Source organism: Pseudarthrobacter sp. AL07 (assembly GCF_029960665.1).
Lineage (GTDB): Bacteria > Actinomycetota > Actinomycetes > Actinomycetales > Micrococcaceae > Arthrobacter.
This window is the reverse complement of the sequence record NZ_JASBRB010000025.1, coordinates 1-15,061: the sequence shown is the minus strand read 5'-3', so window position 1 is coordinate 15,061 and position 15,061 is coordinate 1. Positions and strand designations below refer to the sequence as shown.

The 15,061-nt window shown below is 65.2% G+C and carries 12 protein-coding genes; 7 read left to right on the top strand and 5 right to left on the bottom strand.

Annotated features, from left to right (window positions below):
• Window positions 1–82: 82 nt before the first annotated feature.
• The 3 genes from QK290_RS15280 (at window position 83) to QK290_RS15270 (ending at window position 3,489) form a co-directional block, all read left to right on the top strand.
• Window positions 83–1,639, top strand: coding sequence for a circularly permuted type 2 ATP-grasp protein (locus QK290_RS15280; protein WP_282331483.1), 1,557 nt, complete (start codon window positions 83–85; stop codon window positions 1,637–1,639).
• 75 nt (window positions 1,640–1,714) lie between these two features.
• Complete coding sequence (locus QK290_RS15275; protein ID WP_056339904.1) at window positions 1,715–2,641, top strand: alpha-E domain-containing protein; 927 nt, start codon at window positions 1,715–1,717, stop codon at window positions 2,639–2,641.
• A complete protein-coding gene (locus QK290_RS15270; RefSeq protein WP_282331482.1) occupies window positions 2,638–3,489 on the top strand; it encodes a transglutaminase family protein in 852 nt (283 codons plus the stop codon). Before QK290_RS15275 ends, QK290_RS15270 begins: the two co-directional genes overlap by 4 nt.
• Before the next feature lie 48 nt (window positions 3,490–3,537).
• Here the strand turns inward: QK290_RS15270 and QK290_RS15265 are convergent, their stop codons facing one another.
• The 3 genes from QK290_RS15265 to glgC all read right to left on the bottom strand — a co-directional run bounded on the left by QK290_RS15265 (window position 3,538) and on the right by glgC (window position 7,024).
• Entirely contained in the window at window positions 3,538–4,035 is a 498-nt protein-coding gene (locus QK290_RS15265) for a pyridoxamine 5'-phosphate oxidase family protein (RefSeq protein WP_282331481.1), read from the bottom strand.
• 45 nt (window positions 4,036–4,080) lie between these two features.
• Window positions 4,081–5,532, bottom strand: coding sequence for an SDR family NAD(P)-dependent oxidoreductase (locus QK290_RS15260; RefSeq protein ID WP_282331480.1), 1,452 nt, complete (start codon window positions 5,530–5,532; stop codon window positions 4,081–4,083).
• Between the two features lie 82 nt (window positions 5,533–5,614).
• Window positions 5,615–7,024 (bottom strand): glucose-1-phosphate adenylyltransferase, encoded by a 1,410-nt coding sequence (gene glgC / locus QK290_RS15255; RefSeq protein ID WP_282331479.1) that lies wholly within the window; start codon window positions 7,022–7,024, stop codon window positions 5,615–5,617.
• A 101-nt stretch (window positions 7,025–7,125) separates the two neighbouring features.
• On the opposite strand from glgC, the gene glgA reads away from it, so the two are divergent.
• Window positions 7,126–8,334, top strand: coding sequence for a glycogen synthase (gene glgA, locus QK290_RS15250; protein ID WP_282331478.1), 1,209 nt, complete (start codon window positions 7,126–7,128; stop codon window positions 8,332–8,334).
• Window positions 8,335–8,429: 95 nt separating this feature from the next.
• Here glgA and QK290_RS15245 read toward each other — a convergent pair whose 3' ends face one another.
• Both QK290_RS15245 and QK290_RS15240 read right to left on the bottom strand, forming a co-directional pair.
• Window positions 8,430–10,577, bottom strand: coding sequence for an acyl-CoA dehydrogenase (locus QK290_RS15245; protein WP_282331477.1), 2,148 nt, complete (start codon window positions 10,575–10,577; stop codon window positions 8,430–8,432).
• A gap of 53 nt (window positions 10,578–10,630) precedes the next feature.
• Window positions 10,631–11,386: a TetR/AcrR family transcriptional regulator gene (locus QK290_RS15240; RefSeq protein ID WP_282331476.1), complete on the bottom strand. Its 756-nt coding sequence runs from the start codon at window positions 11,384–11,386 to the stop codon at window positions 10,631–10,633.
• On the opposite strand from QK290_RS15240, the gene QK290_RS15235 reads away from it, so the two are divergent.
• From QK290_RS15235 to QK290_RS15225, 3 genes are read left to right on the top strand one after another with little or no spacing between them, the layout of a single operon-like run.
• Window positions 11,385–12,752 (top strand): acetyl-CoA C-acetyltransferase, encoded by a 1,368-nt coding sequence (locus tag QK290_RS15235; RefSeq protein ID WP_282331475.1) that lies wholly within the window; start codon window positions 11,385–11,387, stop codon window positions 12,750–12,752. The two genes, QK290_RS15240 and QK290_RS15235, sit on opposite strands and share 2 nt — an antisense overlap.
• A gap of 9 nt (window positions 12,753–12,761) precedes the next feature.
• Entirely contained in the window at window positions 12,762–14,102 is a 1,341-nt protein-coding gene (locus QK290_RS15230) for a 3-oxoacyl-ACP reductase (protein ID WP_282331474.1), read from the top strand.
• Window positions 14,099–15,010: a MaoC/PaaZ C-terminal domain-containing protein gene (locus tag QK290_RS15225; protein WP_282331473.1), complete on the top strand. Its 912-nt coding sequence runs from the start codon at window positions 14,099–14,101 to the stop codon at window positions 15,008–15,010. The genes QK290_RS15230 and QK290_RS15225 overlap by 4 nt, the downstream gene beginning before the upstream one ends.
• The last annotated feature ends 51 nt before the right edge of the window (window positions 15,011–15,061 follow it).

Sequence of the window (15,061 nt, the reverse complement as noted above, 5' to 3'; positions counted from 1 at the left end):
CGAACCGCCGTTGCCCCTCGGCAACACGCCACAATGGATGGCAGTAATGATTTCGAAACAAAAAGATGGTTGGCTAAAGGACATGTCAGACCTATTCCAGGATTACTCCGAGGCCACCGGGCGCACGGGCGCCTACGACGAGATGTTCACCCCCGGCCAGGAAGCACGCGAGTCATACGGCCAGGTGGCCGATGCCCTGAGCAAGCTCTCCCTGGCCGACGTCAGCGCCCGGGCGGACTCCATGGCACGGACGTTCCTGGACCGCGGCGTGACGTTTGACTTCGCGGGGGAGGAGCGGCCGTTTCCGCTCGACATCGTCCCCCGCGTTATCCCCGCCGATGAGTGGACCGTGCTGGAAATGGGCGTGGCGCAGCGTGTCCGGGCCCTGGAAGCCTTTCTGAACGACGTCTACGACAAAATGAACGTGGTGGCAGACGGCGTCATCCCGCGCCAGCTCGTCACCACCAGCGCCCACTTCCACCGCCAGGTGCACGGCTTTGAGCCGGCCGGCGGGGTCCGTGTGCACATCTCCGGCATCGATGTGGTCCGCGACGCTGCGGGCACCTTCCGCGTCCTGGAAGACAACGTGCGCGTTCCGTCCGGCGTTAGCTATGTGCTGGAAAACCGGCGGGCCATGGCCAAGGGCCTGCCCGAAGCGTTTGGCCAGCAGCTCATCCGGCCGGTCGAAGAGTACCCCCGGCGGCTGCTGTCCGCCCTGCGCAAAACGGCGCCCGCCGGCGTCGACGATCCCACGGTGGTGGTGCTGACCCCCGGTGTCTTTAACAGCGCCTACTTTGAGCACACCCTGCTGGCCGGCCTGATGGGCGTGGAACTCGTCGAAGGCCGCGACCTCATCTGCCGCGGCAACCGCGTCTACATGCGAACCACGGCCGGCGAACAACGGGTCGACGTGATCTACAAACGCATCGACGACGAGTTCCTGGACCCCCTGCAGTTCCGCTCGGATTCCATGCTCGGCTGCCCGGGACTGGTTAACGCCGCCAGGGCCGGCGGCGTGACCATCGCCAACGCGGTGGGCAACGGCGTGGCCGACGACAAACTTGTCTACAGCTACGTTCCGGACCTCATCCGCTACTACCTCAGCGAGGAGCCCGTCATCGCGAACGTGGACACGTTCCGGCTCGAGGAGAAGGAATCCCGGGAGTATGTCCTGGACAACCTCGCTGAGCTCGTGGTGAAGCCCGTGGACGGCTCCGGTGGCAAAGGCCTGGTCATCGGGCCGGACGCCTCCCACGATGAACTCGAGGCCCTGCGCAAACGGGTCATCGCTGACCCGCGGGGCTGGATCGCCCAGCCGGTCCTGCAGCTTTCCACCGTGCCCACCCTGGGCGGGGACAAGTTCGGCCCGCGGCACGTGGACCTGCGCCCCTTTGCCGTCAACGACGGCGACGACGTCTGGGTACTCCCCGGCGGACTCACCAGGGTGGCGCTCAAGGAAGGCTCCCTCATAGTGAACTCGAGCCAGGGCGGCGGCTCCAAGGACACCTGGGTGCTGGCAGACTCACCTCAGGTGCCGGTAGAAACTGTTCCGCGGCCCACCATATCCATCCGCGAACGGGTATCCGTCTGGCCAGTGGAGAGCAACTGGCGCGACCGCCAGTCGGAGCAGCAGCAGTGACCCGGGCCATCGAACCGGCACAATTGTTAACGGGGTCATTCCCACAGATTTCGGACGCGCAGGAGGTCACCGCGAATGCTTAGCCGTATTGCTGAGTCCCTATTTTGGATCGGACGCTATGTGGAGCGGGCCGACGGCACCGCCCGCATCCTGGACGTGCACTTGGAACGCCTGAACCACCTCCCCATGGACGAACGCCGCAGGGTGGCCCAGGAACTGCTCGCAGTGATGGGTGCCCGGCCGCAGAGCGAAGACTTCGGCCTGCCCGAACTTCTCCATGCCCTGGCGTATGACAAAACCAGCGCAACCTCCATCGCCGGGTCGCTGGGAGCCGCACGCGAGAATGCCCGCCGTGCCCGGGAGACCGTGTCCTCGGGCCTGTGGGAAAGCCTCAACACCACTTACTACGGGCTGAGCCAGCACCGTAAGGACGTCGTGGGGACGTACCGCTTCTGCAACTGGACGCTGGAACGGACGGCCATGGTCAGCGGCCTGGCCGACACCACGGTGAGCCATGACGAAAGCTGGCTGTTCCTGGTGTTGGGCCGGTCCCTGGAGCGCGCGGACATGACGGCGCGGATGCTTTCCACCCGGGATGTGCTTTCTGCGGGTATGTCCTGGGTCAACATGCTGCGGTGCGCGGGGGCCTATGAGTCGTTCCTGCGGACGCGCCGGGCCGCGTTCGGGGACCAGCATGCAGCCGAGTTCCTCCTGCTTGACCGGCTGTTCCCGCGGTCCATCGTCTACGCCCTGCGCGACGCTGATGAGTGCCTCGCCAAGCTGGACCCTTCGGCGCAGCGGGTGGGCTTCATCAACGATGCCCGTCGGATCGTGGGCCAGGCCCGTACGTTCCTCGAGTTCCACCGGACGGACGATCTGATGTCCGAACTGCCCGAGCATATGGAACGCGTGCAGAAGGCCGTCTCGCAGGCCTCGGACGCCATTTCCCGTAAATACTTCAATCAGGCAGACGAGCTCGCCTGGGTGGGAGAAGTTTCATGACCCGGCTGAGCATCATCCACACCACGGCCTACAAGTACAACAAGCGCGTCACGCTCTCCTACAACGAAGCCCGCATGACCCCGCTGACCGACCCCCAGCAGGTGGTCCTTGAGTCCGTGCTCAAGGTCTCGCCGACGCAGGCGGCCGTGGGCAACTACCGGGACTACTGGGGCACGAGGGTCACCGCTTTCGACATGCAGATGCCGCACGACCACCTGGAGGTCGTTTCCAACATCACTGTCGAAGTGCACCGGACGGAAAAAATCCCGGCCGATTCCGACATCGCCGGCTGGGACGTCCTGGCATCGAAGGAGTCGTTGAATACGTTCAGTGACTGGCTGCCGCAATCCCAGCTGAGCGGTCCCGGTGACGAGGTACTGGGCGTCATTCCAGGTGTCGTGGAGGGCAAGAACCCGCACGAGGCAGCCATGGCCATCTTCGAATGGATGCGCGGCGAGATGACATACATGTCCGGTTCCACTGCGGTTACCACAAACGCAGAGGAGGCCTGGGGACAACGGCAGGGCGTCTGCCAGGACCTCGCGCACCTCGCCATCGGCGCGCTGCGCAGCTGCGGCATTCCCGCCCGGTACGTCTCCGGCTACCTGCACCCGAGGTCGACGGCGGCCATCGGCGAGACTGTCGCAGGCCAGTCACATGCGTGGCTGGAGTTCTGGGACGGCGAGTGGCGCAGCTGGGATCCCACCAACCACAAGCCGGCAGGCGACTACCATGTCACTGTTGCCAGGGGACGTGACTACCGGGACGTACCGCCGCTGAAGGGCATCCTGTCCGGCGGTGGAGGCTCCGCGCTCAGCGTGAGCGTGGAAATCACCCGGCTGGCTTAGGCAGCTTAGGCGGGGGCTTCCACTCGGCGTGGCCGGGTTTGCCCGGCGCTACTCGGGAGCTGCCTTGGCCGCTCCGCTGAGCTGGGTCCACCACGTCATGGGCGCGGTGACCTTGAACCGGCGCCCGGACACAGTGCCCGGGCTCACCCGGACAAACGTGTCCTTCTTCCCGGCCTGCCATGGGAAAAGATACAGGGCTGCGGAATCCAGGATGCCCTCGGTTCCTGTGATGGCCTTTGCCGGTCCCTTGACCACCACGCTCCAGGCCAGGCCACTGACGGCATCCACGCCGTCGGCCTCCAACGCCACAGCGGCACCTCCCGAGGCGGCGGCCTGCTTGGTTCCTGCGCCGGTGCGGAAGACCAATGTTCCGCCATCCACCGTGTAGTTGATGGGGAAGATATCAGGCTGGCCGTCCACCAGGACGGCCAGCCTGCCTACGGAAACCGTCCGCAACAGGGCCCAGCATTCGTGGTGTTCCAGGTTCTGGACCTGGGACGCTGGTTCGCTGGACGTTGACCCGGTGGACGTTGCTTCGCTGCTCATGCCGCCGAGCCTACGCCCAACGCCCCGGAGAGGACAGCGTCGGTCCTACCAGGGGCTGGGCTTGTAGTCCTTGAGGAAGACCCCGTACTGGTCCTCGCCGTTTTCACCCATCACGATCGGATCGTAGACGCGGGCGGCGCCGTCCACCAGGTCCAGGGGCGCGTGGAAGCCTTCCTCCATAAGCCGGACCTTGGTGAAGTGCGGACGTTCGTCGGTGATCCAGCCGGTGTCCACCGCGGTCATCAGGATCCCGTCGGCGTCCAGCATTTCCTGGGCGCTGGTCCGGGTCATCATGTTCAGGGCCGCTTTGGCCATGTTGGTGTGCGGATGCCCGGGGCCCTTGTATGCCCGCGAGAACTGGCCTTCCATGGCGGAAACGTTGACGATGTACTTCCGGTGCGCGGTGGAGCGTTTCATGGCATCCCGGAGCCTGCTGACCAGCAGGAACGGGGCCGTGACGTTGCACAGCTGCACTTCCAGCATTTCCAGGGGGTCAACCTCGTCCACCACCTGCGTCCAGCTGTTGATGCCGGCCAGGTCCGGGACGAGCCCGCCGGCGTCGATCGCTGTACCGGCGGCAATCCGCTCCAGCGAGGCCGAGCCGGTGGAGAGCGCCAGTGAGGTGATGGCGTCACCGGCCAGCACCGGGTGATCGGTGACACTGCTCGCCAGGGCGAGGGGGTGTTTGTCGTGGGCGTGGCCGAACGTCACCAGTTCCGGTCCGCCGTTGGCGGGCTCCAGCGCGGCGGGTAACGGCTCGTCCTCGGCGTCCACCAGGGGCTTGTAGGCGTTGCCGGACCGGCGCACGGTCTGGGCGGCGTTGTTGATGATGATGTCCAGGGGGCCCGCGGCGTTGAGCGAATCCGTCAGGGCCATCACCTGTGACGGGTCGCGCAGGTCGATGCCCACAATCCGGAGCCGGTGCAGCCAGTCGCCACTGTCTTCCATGGCCGCGAAGCGCCGCGCGGCGTCTTTGGGGAACCGGGTGGTGATGGTGGTGTGGGCGCCGTCCCGGAGCAGGCGCAGGGCGATGTACATCCCGATTTTGGCGCGCCCGCCGGTGAGCAGCGCACGCCGGCCTGTCAGATCGGTGCGGGCATCCCGCTTGCTGTGGCTGAAGGCGGCGCATTCCGGGCAGAGCTGATGATAAAAAGCGTCCACCTGCGTGTAGTGCGTCTTGCAGATATAGCAGGGGCGGGAACGGATCAGGCGCCCGGCCACCTTGCCCGTCGCTGACGTCTCCAGCTTGTTGCCGCGGGTCTCGTCGTCGATCCTGTCCGGTGCTGCCGTAGCGGTCTGTGCAATGACGGCCCGGTCGGCTACAGAGATCAAGTCCCGCTTGGTCACGCGGCGGTGACGCTTCACGGCCTTGAACATCTTCCCGGTAGCGCGGCGCACCGTGACATAGTCAGGGTGTTCCTCGTCGTAAACGTGGATGGTGTTCAAAACCTTGAGGCAGGCCTGGATTTCTTCAGGCGTCAGATCTGGGGAGCTCATTGTACCGATTTTACAGCCTCACGAAGATCCGGCCCGACCGGATCCAGCGACAAGCGGTCCTGCCGGGCCTGCCCGTTGCGGCCTACGCGCGGTGGGCGCCTTGGGCGGCCTGCAATGCCGTCTCCGCATGAACCGCCGCGGCCTGTTCCACTGATTCGCGGATCTCGGGATAGTTGGCCGTTGCCGCCTGGATGGCATTAGGCACAAGGTGGAGGTTCCGGGCTGCAAGCGCCCGTTCCGCCTCCCCAGGCTCAGGCACCTGTTGTCCCTTTGCGAGTACGGTGATACCGGTCTCGGTCACCTTGAAACCGCGGGCGCGGTCCAGTTCCGGATCCAGACCGATCGCGGCGCCGGCCGGTACCTTCACGTATTTGTCCAGGATGGCCCGGTTGACGACGGCACCTTCGCCGATGTTCACCTTGTCCATCAGGACCGAGTCGATGACTCTGCTGCCGTTACCCACAAAGACGTCATTGGAGAGGACGGAACCCTCCACCACGCCGCCGGAGATGACCACACCGCTGGAAACAATGGAGTCCAGGGCGGTGCCCACGGTGTCATTCTCGCCGCGGACAAACTTGGCGGGCGGGGAGATGCTTTGCCGCGTGTAGATGGGCCATTCAGAGTTGTAGAGGTTGAACACCGGCAACGGGGAGATGAGATCCATGTGCGCGTCGTAGAACGAATCGATGGTGCCCACGTCACGCCAGTACGTCCGGTCGCGTTCGGTGGAACCGGGGATGTCGTTGAGCGTGAAGTCGTACACTCCAGCCTCTCCCTGGCTGACGAAGTAGGGGATGATGTCCCCGCCCATGTCGTGCTTGGTATCGAGCCGTTCGGCATCGACGTGGAGGGCATCCACCAAAGCATCGGCGTCAAAGACGTAGTTGCCCATGGACGCCAGGAACTGGGTCGGATCGGCGGCCAATCCGGGAGTTGTGGCGGGTTTCTCCACGAATGCGGCGATCTTTTGCTGGTCCTCCTGGTCCACCTCAATCACGCCGAACTGGTTTGCCATGTTCAACGGTTGGCGCACGGCGGCCACAGTGGCCTTGGCCCCGCTCAGCACATGCTGTTCCACCATCTGGGCAAAGTCCATGCGGTAGACGTGGTCGGCGCCAACGACGACGACGATGTCGGGGTTGGCGTCATAGATCAGGTTCAGGGACTGGTAGATGGCGTTGGCGCTGCCCAGGAACCAGCTCTTGCCGACCCGCTGCTGCGCCGGCACGGACGCCACGTAGTTGCCCAACTGCGTCGACATCCGCCAGGTCTCGGAAATGTGGCGATCAAGGCTGTGTGACTTGTACTGTGTCAGAACCACGATCTGCAGGTAGCGCGAATTCACCAGGTTGGACAGCGCAAAGTCAATCAGGCGGTAACTGCCGGCAAAAGGCACTGCAGGTTTTGCGCGGTCTGCCGTCAGTGGCATCAGTCGATTTCCCTCGCCGCCTGCGAGGACAATGGCCAGGACTTTTTTGTTCAACGGCATGGTGGTCGCTCCTGTACGCCTTCGTAACTCCCCAAACAGTCCGGCATGCCCGGACTCCTTCACACTAGAACAGATACTGCGGAACGACTACCTTGGGTAGCGTGCGAATAGACATTGTGACTAAAGAGTTCCCGCCCGAGATCTATGGAGGCGCCGGAGTTCACGTTGCCGAACTGAGCAGGGTGCTGAGTAAGCACGTTGACCTGCAGGTTCGTGCTTTCGGGGCTCCCCGCGACGCCGACTACCACGGTGCCGGGGTGACCTCCTATTCCGTGCCCGAAGACCTGGGCTCGGCCAACGCCGCCGTCCAGACGCTCGGGGTGGACCTGCGGATCGTGCCGGACGTGGCAGGTGCCGATCTGGTCCACTCGCACACCTGGTATGCGAACATGGCCGGCCACCTGGCCTCCCTGCTCCACGGCATCCCGCACGTACTGAGCGCCCACAGCCTGGAGCCCCTGAGGCCGTGGAAGGCCGAACAGCTTGGCGGCGGCTACGCCTTGTCCTCCTGGGTCGAGAAAACTGCCTACGAGGCCGCAGCAGCGATCATCGCCGTCTCGGAAGGCATGCGCCAGGACATCCTTCGCAGCTACCCCGACGTCGACCCCGCCAAGGTCAGGGTGGTCCACAACGGCATCGACGTCGAACTGTGGCAGCGCGACGAAAACCAGGACGCCGTCCGCGCCCTGGGCATCGACCCGGACAAGCCGAGCGTGGTGTTTGTCGGACGCAACACGCGCCAGAAGGGCGTGCCGTACCTCCTGCGTGCCGCCGCGAAGCTGCCGGCCAACGTACAACTTGTGCTGTGCCTCGGGGCGGCGGATACCCCCGAGCTCGCAGCAGACACCGCCCGCCTGATCGAGGAGCTGCAGAGCCAGCGGACCGGCGTCGTGCTGATCGAACGGATGCTGCCGCGCAACGAACTCATCCAGGTCCTCAGCCACGCCACAGCGTTCGCCTGCCCGTCCATCTATGAACCGCTGGGCATCGTCAACCTCGAGGCGATGGCCTGCGGTGCTGCCGTGGTGGCCAGCGCTACGGGCGGTATTCCCGAGGTGGTCCAGCATGGCGAGACGGGCCTGTTGGTGGACCTAGAGCAGGTCACCGACGGTACCGGCACACCGCTTGATCCGGAGAAGTTCGTGACGGAATTTGCCGCCGCTCTGACCGAGGTGGTGTCCGATCCCGAACGGGCACGTGCCATGGGCCTGGCCGGCCGCCGCCGCGCGGAGGAGCACTTCTCCTGGGACTCCATCACAGAGACCACCCTTGAGGTCTACCGCTCAGTGCTTCCTGACGGACAGCAGTAACAACAGCATCCAAACAGCGCACGACGGCGCCGCTCCCCGCCGAGAGGAGCGGCGCCGTCGTGCGTCGACCCAGGCGTGTAACGCGGAGCAGGCAGTCAGTTCCGCTGGGTGCGGCCGCCGGCAGAGGTACGCGCCAGCAGCACCTTTTCGTCGACGGGTGCGTCGCCGCTGGCCCGCTGTGCCCTGACGTACGCGCGGGCCTCGTCCTGCCGGGCCTTCTCGGCACCCGTGGCGATGGCGGCGCGCACGTGCTCGTCGCCGTACCCGAAGGCGTCCACAAGGTCCAGTGCGTGCGGTCTGATCTTGACCAGGAGCCGGTTGATGTAATCACCAACGGTGCGTGCCCGTTGCATGGATAGCCGGCCGTTCATGAGGTACCAGGACAGGTTCTTTTCGATCAACGACAGGCCAAATAGGTCACGCAGCCAAGTCAGGACCCGCCTGGTGCCGGGGTCCGTGACATCGTCCAGCGCCTCCGTGAACGCCTCCCATTGCAGGAGCTCGGCATGGGCCTGGGCGGCGTCGATCAGTTCGTTCTGGTGCTGATTGAAGAGGGCCGCCCCCTTTTCGACGGGCAGCCTGTTGGCGCCCTTCAGGGCGGCCCCGACGTCGGCCACCATGGTCTGGACGCGGTCCGTCAGGAGGGCGCGCTGGCCTTCCTCGTCCCTGAGCGCGATAGCAGCCTTTTGGACGGATCCGGTATCGGCGACAAACTGCGCCACCTGCCGCAGGCCGGTGCGGTGGATCGCGACGCCCGTTGCCTGGGAAACCACGTAGCGCGCCAGCACGCCGAAATCGACATTCCTGAACTCCTTGGCGTAGTCGGACAGCAGGCGCTTGGCCACAAGCTGCAGCAGAACGGTATTGTCGCCTTCAAACGTGACATAGACGTCCAGGTCCGCGCGAAGGGAGGCGAAGCGGTTTTCAATCAGGAAGCCTGCCCCGCCGCACGCCTCACGGCATTCCTGCAGGGTATCCAGGGCGTGCCAGGTGCTCAGCGGCTTCAGGGCTGCGGCCAGGGTCTCCAGGTCCTGTCGGTCCTCATCGGTGTCGTGGGCGCCGGAGAAAACGTCGTCGAACTTCTGGAGGAGTTGCTCATGCGCGAAGCCCGCGGCATACGTGGTGGCCAGCCGGGTAAACAGGCGACGCTGGTGGCGCTGGTAGTCCAGCAGTACCTCTTCGTCGGTGTGGGACGAGGCGTTGAACTGGCGGCGTTCGGTGGCGTAGCGGATGGCTGCTGTCAGTGCGACTTTCGACGCCGCCACAGCGGCGCCGTCGAGGGACACTCGGCCCTGGACGAGGGTTCCCAGCATGGTGAAAAAGCGGCGGCCGGGGCTGGCAATGGATGACGTGTAGGTTCCGTCCGGTGCCACATCGCCGTACCGGTTCATGAGGTTCGTAAGGGGGATGCGGACGTTGTCGAAATGCAGCCGGCCGTTGTCGATCCCGTTGAGGCCCCCCTTGACGCCGTCGTCCTCCCCACCTATCCCGGGCAGGAAGTCCTTGGTCTGGGGGTCCCGGAGGTCAACGTAGAAGGCATGCACGCCATGATTAACGCCCTTGGTCACCAACTGGGCGAACACAACAGCGGCGAGGCCGTCGATGGCTGCATTGCCGATGTAGTCCTTCCACGCAGCGCGGAACGGTGTGTGGACCACAAATTCCTGGGTTTTGACGTCGTAGGTTGCGGTGGTGGCGATGCTGGCAACATCGGAACCGTGGCCGGTCTCCGTCATGGCGAAGCAGCCGGGGATCTCCAGGCTCATGATGCCTGGCAGCCAGTTTGTGTGGTGCTGCTGCGTGCCCAGGTGCATCACGGCCGAGCCGAAGAGGCCCCACTGGACACCAGCCTTAATCTGCAGGGACGGGTCGGCGGTGACCAGTTCCTCGAACGCCGCGATGTTGCCGCCGTGGTCATCGGAACCGCCCAGTGCCGACGGGAAGGCCCGGTGCACGGCGCTGTTGTCCACGAGGTACTTCAACTGGCCGAAGGCTCGCGTCCGGTGTTCGGTGTGCGTCAGTCCTTCAATTTTGTGCAATGCAGGGTCACTGGCCAGCGCGCGGGATTGGCGACGAGAGTCCGCCCATTTGCCCAGGAGTTGCTCGCCGAGGGCGGCAACGTCAACGGCGGGCTGCCCTGCCGTACCGTGGCCGGCGGCCGGGCCCTCCGCCGCAGCGTTGGTCACGGCTGTATTGGTTACGTCAGCGTCCGGGTCGGTACGGCGGTCCACTACTTCGGTCATGTCAATGTCCTTCGTTGGTTCTGACAGCAGGGTGTGAGGTTCTTGGGGCCCGATCATGGCGTACTGGCAAGGCTAAGCTCGGGCGCGATTCCCACGCATAGCCAGGCCGTGATTTGGCGGGCCATGGCTTCCTGGTCCGGCTTCGCCGCCGAATCAGGTGTGCTCAGCCATTGCTCGCCGGCATTGCGGACCAGCCCGATAGCCGCTGTGGGCCAGTAGCCGATCACCGCTTCCTTCCCGTCGCCGAGGTGGGTCCGCATCGGTGCGGCAATCATCTCGGCGATGGAATCGAAGAAGTGGCCCAGGGCTCCCGAAATGGCCGGCGACCCCTGTGGGCCGTCCGCGTCCACCGGCGTAGAGCGGGTGACGAAGCTGTAGACGTTGGGGCTGGTTTCAGCCATTTGGAGGTACGCCGAGATCATGGCAAGCAGCCCTTCCCGTGGCGTCTGGGCACCCCGGGCCGCTTCGAGGATCTTGCGTTGCATCTGACTCAGGACAACTTCCCCGACGGCGTGCTGCAGACCGGCTTTGTCACCGAAATAGCGGTAGAAGACTGACTTCGAGGTTCCGGCCGCCGCTGCAATTTCCTCCATGGAGGCGTCGCTGCCAAGCGCGTGGACAGCCCGCCGTGCGGACTTGATGAGCTCCCGGCGTCGCTCCTCCCGGTGGGTCTGCCAGCGGGCCGAGCGGCCGTCGGCATTTCCGCCGGCAGCCGGCGTCTGGGCTTCTGAGTGGAGGTTGTTCACGATACTCAGCGTATCAGGTACGCTGGGTATCGGTAACCGTCGTAGATCAGAGGAGTCACCCATGTCCGTCAATGGACAGTCCGGCACCGGACCCCACGAATTCGCCAGCCACACGACGTCCGGCGCGGCGCGGCCGGTCCGCCGGGCCATGATTGTGGGTGGAAACCGGATCCCGTTTGCCCGGTCCGGAGGGGCCTACACGAAGTCGTCCAACCAGGACATGCTCACAGCAGCACTTGACGGTCTTATCGCCCGGTTTGGCCTCCAGGATGAGCGGATCGGCGAGGTTGCGGCGGGGGCCGTACTCAAGCACTCCCGCGACTTCAACCTCACACGCGAGGCAGTCCTGGGTTCGGCGTTGTCGGCGGAAACCCCCGCCTACGACCTGCAGCAGGCGTGCGCCACCGGCCTCGAAACGGTTCTAGGCCTGGCCAACAAGATCAAACTGGGCCAGATCGATTCCGCCATCGCCGGTGGTGTCGACTCGGCGTCGGATGCCCCCATTGCTGTCAGTGAGGGCCTTCGCGAGATACTCCTGGACCTCAACCGCGCCAAGACCCTTCCGCAGCGCCTGCAGGTGCTCAGCCGGCTGCGGCCCAAGGACCTGGCCCCCGATGCTCCGAGTACGGGGGAGCCACGCACCGGCCTGTCCATGGGCGAGCACCAGGCGCTGACCACCGCGCAGTGGAACATTTCGCGGGAGGCGCAGGATGAGCTGGCTTTCAACAGCCACCGCAACCTTTCCGCCGCGTATGACGCAGGATTCTTCGATGACCTCCTAACGCCATACCGCGGCCTGGCCAAGGACTCCAACCTGAGGGCGGACACCACACTGGAGAAGCTGGCTACCCTCAAGCCCGTCTTCGGGAAGAGTCTCGGCACCGAGGCCACCATGACGGCCGGAAACTCCACACCGCTGACCGATGGGGCCTCCACGGTCCTGCTCGCATCCGAAGACTGGGCTGATGCACATGACCTGCCGAAGCTCGCGACCGTCGTGGACGGTGAAGCTGCTGCCGTGGACTTCGTCCACGGCAAGGACGGACTGCTTATGGCCCCCGCGTTTGCGGTCCCCAGGCTGCTGGCCCGCAACGGACTGACGCTGGATGACTTCGACTTCTTTGAGATCCACGAAGCCTTCGCCGGGACTGTCCTGAGCACCCTGGCCGCCTGGGAAGATGATGAGTTCGGCCGCACCCGGCTGGGACTTGAGGGTGCCTTCGGCAGCATCGACCGCAGCAAGCTGAACGTCAACGGTTCCTCCCTGGCCGCGGGCCATCCGTTCGCAGCCACCGGCGGACGCATCGTCGCGTCGCTGGCCAAGATGCTGCAGGCCAAGGGCACTGTCGACGGAAGGCCGGCACGCGGTCTCATTTCCATCTGCGCCGCCGGCGGCCAGGGCGTCGTCGCAATTCTCGAAGCACTCTAGGGGCACCGGATGTCGGACAAATACACCACCCTGGTCAACCAGGGTGTGGGCAGGAACATCGCCAAGCGGCTGGGCCTGCCCCAGCCTGCGCTGCTGCGCCGCTACAAGCCGGGCCAGTCCCTGGTCACCGGCCCCATCCTGGTCCAGGGCAGCACGGCCGGAGCCGACCAACTGGCCGCCACGCTGCTTTCCTGGGACCTGGACGTCCGGCGCCACGCGGTGCCCCGCGAAAAACTTGGCGCGATCATTCTGGTCCTGGATGAGCTGAACCGGCCCGAGGACCTTGAAAAGCCTGTGCTGTCAGCGGCGTCCTCGCTGCGTGATCTCGGCGCCAGCGCCCGCGTCATCACCATCTCCCGGCCTGCCGCTGAAACTGCATCCCCGGCACAGTCGGCTGCCCGGCAAGGCGTGGATGGCTTCCTGCGGTCCTTGGCCAAGGAACTCCGGGCCGGCGCAACAGCGAACGGCATCGTCCTGTCCGAGAGAGTGCAGAGCACCAGCCCCAGCACCCTTGCCGCACTGCGGTTCTTCCTCTCCGGCCGGTCGGCATTTGTGGACGGCCAGTTCCTGACTGTCGCAACCGAGCAGGGCAACCTGCCCCCGGATTTCGAGAAGCCGCTCGCCGGCAAGGTTGCTGTGGTCACCGGCGCCGCCCGCGGCATCGGTGCGGCTATTGCCCGGACTCTCCACCGGGACGGGGCCACCCTGGTCCTCGTAGACATCCCGGCAGCCGGGGACCATTTGGCTGCCGTTGCCAACGAAGTCCGCGGCACGGCGCTTCAGCTGGATATCAGCAGCGCAGAAGCCGGCCAGCGGATCATCGACCACGCTGTGCGGCGTCACGGCCGTCTGGACATCGTCATCCACAACGCAGGAATTACCCGGGACAAGCTGCTCGCCAATATGGACCACGGCCGCTGGACCTCCGTCCTAAACATCAACATCGCCGCCCAGCTCAGGATCAACGAAGCGCTCCTTGCTTCTGAACACTTCCGTAATTCACCACGGATTGTCTCGGTGGCATCCACCAGCGGCATCGCGGGCAACCGCGGCCAGACCAACTACGCGGCGTCCAAGGGCGGCGTGATGGGTATGGTGCGCGCTTCTGCGCCCCTTCTGGCGGCGAACGGCGGGTCCATCAACGCGGTGGCGCCCGGATTCATCGAAACAGACATGACAGCACGGATCCCGTTTGCCGTCCGCGAAGTGGGACGGCGGCTCAACTCGCTGCAGCAAGGTGGCCAACCGTCCGACGTCGCGGAGGCCATTGCCTTCCTGGCGAGCGACGCCGCGGGGGGCATTAACGGCGACGTGCTGCGCGTCTGCGGACAGAACCTGGTGGGGGCATGAGTACAGTCGGGCCGGTCATCCTCGGGGAGATGCCTTCCCTGTCCAAGCTGTACGTCAATGCCGCCGCGCAGGCGGCGCGGCGGCGCGTCTTGGGCACGAACAACGGATCAAACCTTCCGGCTACTAGCCACGAAGTGCGCGGGGTAAGGGCCGACGTCGGCAACCTCACCGCGTACCAGCACCTCATCGGGCTGTCTGCCAGGGACACACTCCCGGCCGGATACCTCCACGCACTGGCATTTCCGCTGGCCATGAGTGTGATGAACCGCGACGATTTCCCGCTGCCGCTCCTGGGCATGGTCCATCTCAGCAACCATGTGGAGCAGAGATCGCCGGTGCTCTTCACGGAATCCCTGGACATCCAGGCCAGGGTTGAGAACCTCCGGGGCCACCGGGCCGGCACGCAACTTGACGTTGTGTCCGAGATCCGTGGCGCGGATACGCCGGACATCAAGTGGACCGGGCGCTCCTCCTACCTGGCCAAGGGTGTGTTCCTCCCCGGCATCGATAAGCCGACGCCCCACAACCGCCAGGCCGATTTCACGCCTCCGGACCCCACCGCGATTTGGCATTTGGGGGTCGACACGGGAAGGGCGTATGCCGCCGTTTCCGGTGACTTCAACCCGATCCACCTGAGCGTTCTTTCTGCCAAGGCCCTGGGCATGCGCCGCTCCATCGCGCACGGGATGTACCTTGCCTCGAGGGCCCTTGCGGATGTCGGGCCAGCCAAGGGTGAAACGTTCACGTGGGATGTCACTTTCGAGTCGCCGGTGTTCCTGCCGGCCCGTGTTGCGTTGGAAATCACCACGGGGCAGACGCCCGGCGAAGGCTGGCAGCGGTCCGACTTCGTGGCGTGGAATCCCCGTTCGGGCCGCCGGCACTTCAGCGGCTCCGTGGCGTCGCTCTAATCCGAAAATGGAGGTGCGCTGAAGGCGGCTGGCGCGTAGGGATGTGCCCGT

What these genes read in the sequence shown, in the direction of transcription:
- QK290_RS15280 (WP_282331483.1), top strand. Translation starts at nt 83, where the DNA reads ATGTCAGACCTATTCCAGGATTACTCCGAGGCCACCGGGCGCACGGGC.
- QK290_RS15275 (WP_056339904.1), top strand. Translation starts at nt 1,715, where the DNA reads ATGCTTAGCCGTATTGCTGAGTCCCTATTTTGGATCGGACGCTATGTG.
- QK290_RS15270 (WP_282331482.1), top strand. Translation starts at nt 2,638, where the DNA reads ATGACCCGGCTGAGCATCATCCACACCACGGCCTACAAGTACAACAAG.
- QK290_RS15265 (WP_282331481.1), bottom strand. Translation starts at nt 4,035, where the DNA reads ATGAGCAGCGAAGCAACGTCCACCGGGTCAACGTCCAGCGAACCAGCG.
- QK290_RS15260 (WP_282331480.1), bottom strand. Translation starts at nt 5,532, where the DNA reads ATGAGCTCCCCAGATCTGACGCCTGAAGAAATCCAGGCCTGCCTCAAG.
- glgC (WP_282331479.1), bottom strand. Translation starts at nt 7,024, where the DNA reads ATGCCGTTGAACAAAAAAGTCCTGGCCATTGTCCTCGCAGGCGGCGAG.
- QK290_RS15245 (WP_282331477.1), bottom strand. Translation starts at nt 10,577, where the DNA reads ATGACCGAAGTAGTGGACCGCCGTACCGACCCGGACGCTGACGTAACC.
- QK290_RS15235 (WP_282331475.1), top strand. Translation starts at nt 11,385, where the DNA reads ATGTCCGTCAATGGACAGTCCGGCACCGGACCCCACGAATTCGCCAGC.
- QK290_RS15240 (WP_282331476.1), bottom strand. Translation starts at nt 11,386, where the DNA reads ATGGGTGACTCCTCTGATCTACGACGGTTACCGATACCCAGCGTACCT.
- QK290_RS15230 (WP_282331474.1), top strand. Translation starts at nt 12,762, where the DNA reads ATGTCGGACAAATACACCACCCTGGTCAACCAGGGTGTGGGCAGGAAC.
- QK290_RS15225 (WP_282331473.1), top strand. Translation starts at nt 14,099, where the DNA reads ATGAGTACAGTCGGGCCGGTCATCCTCGGGGAGATGCCTTCCCTGTCC.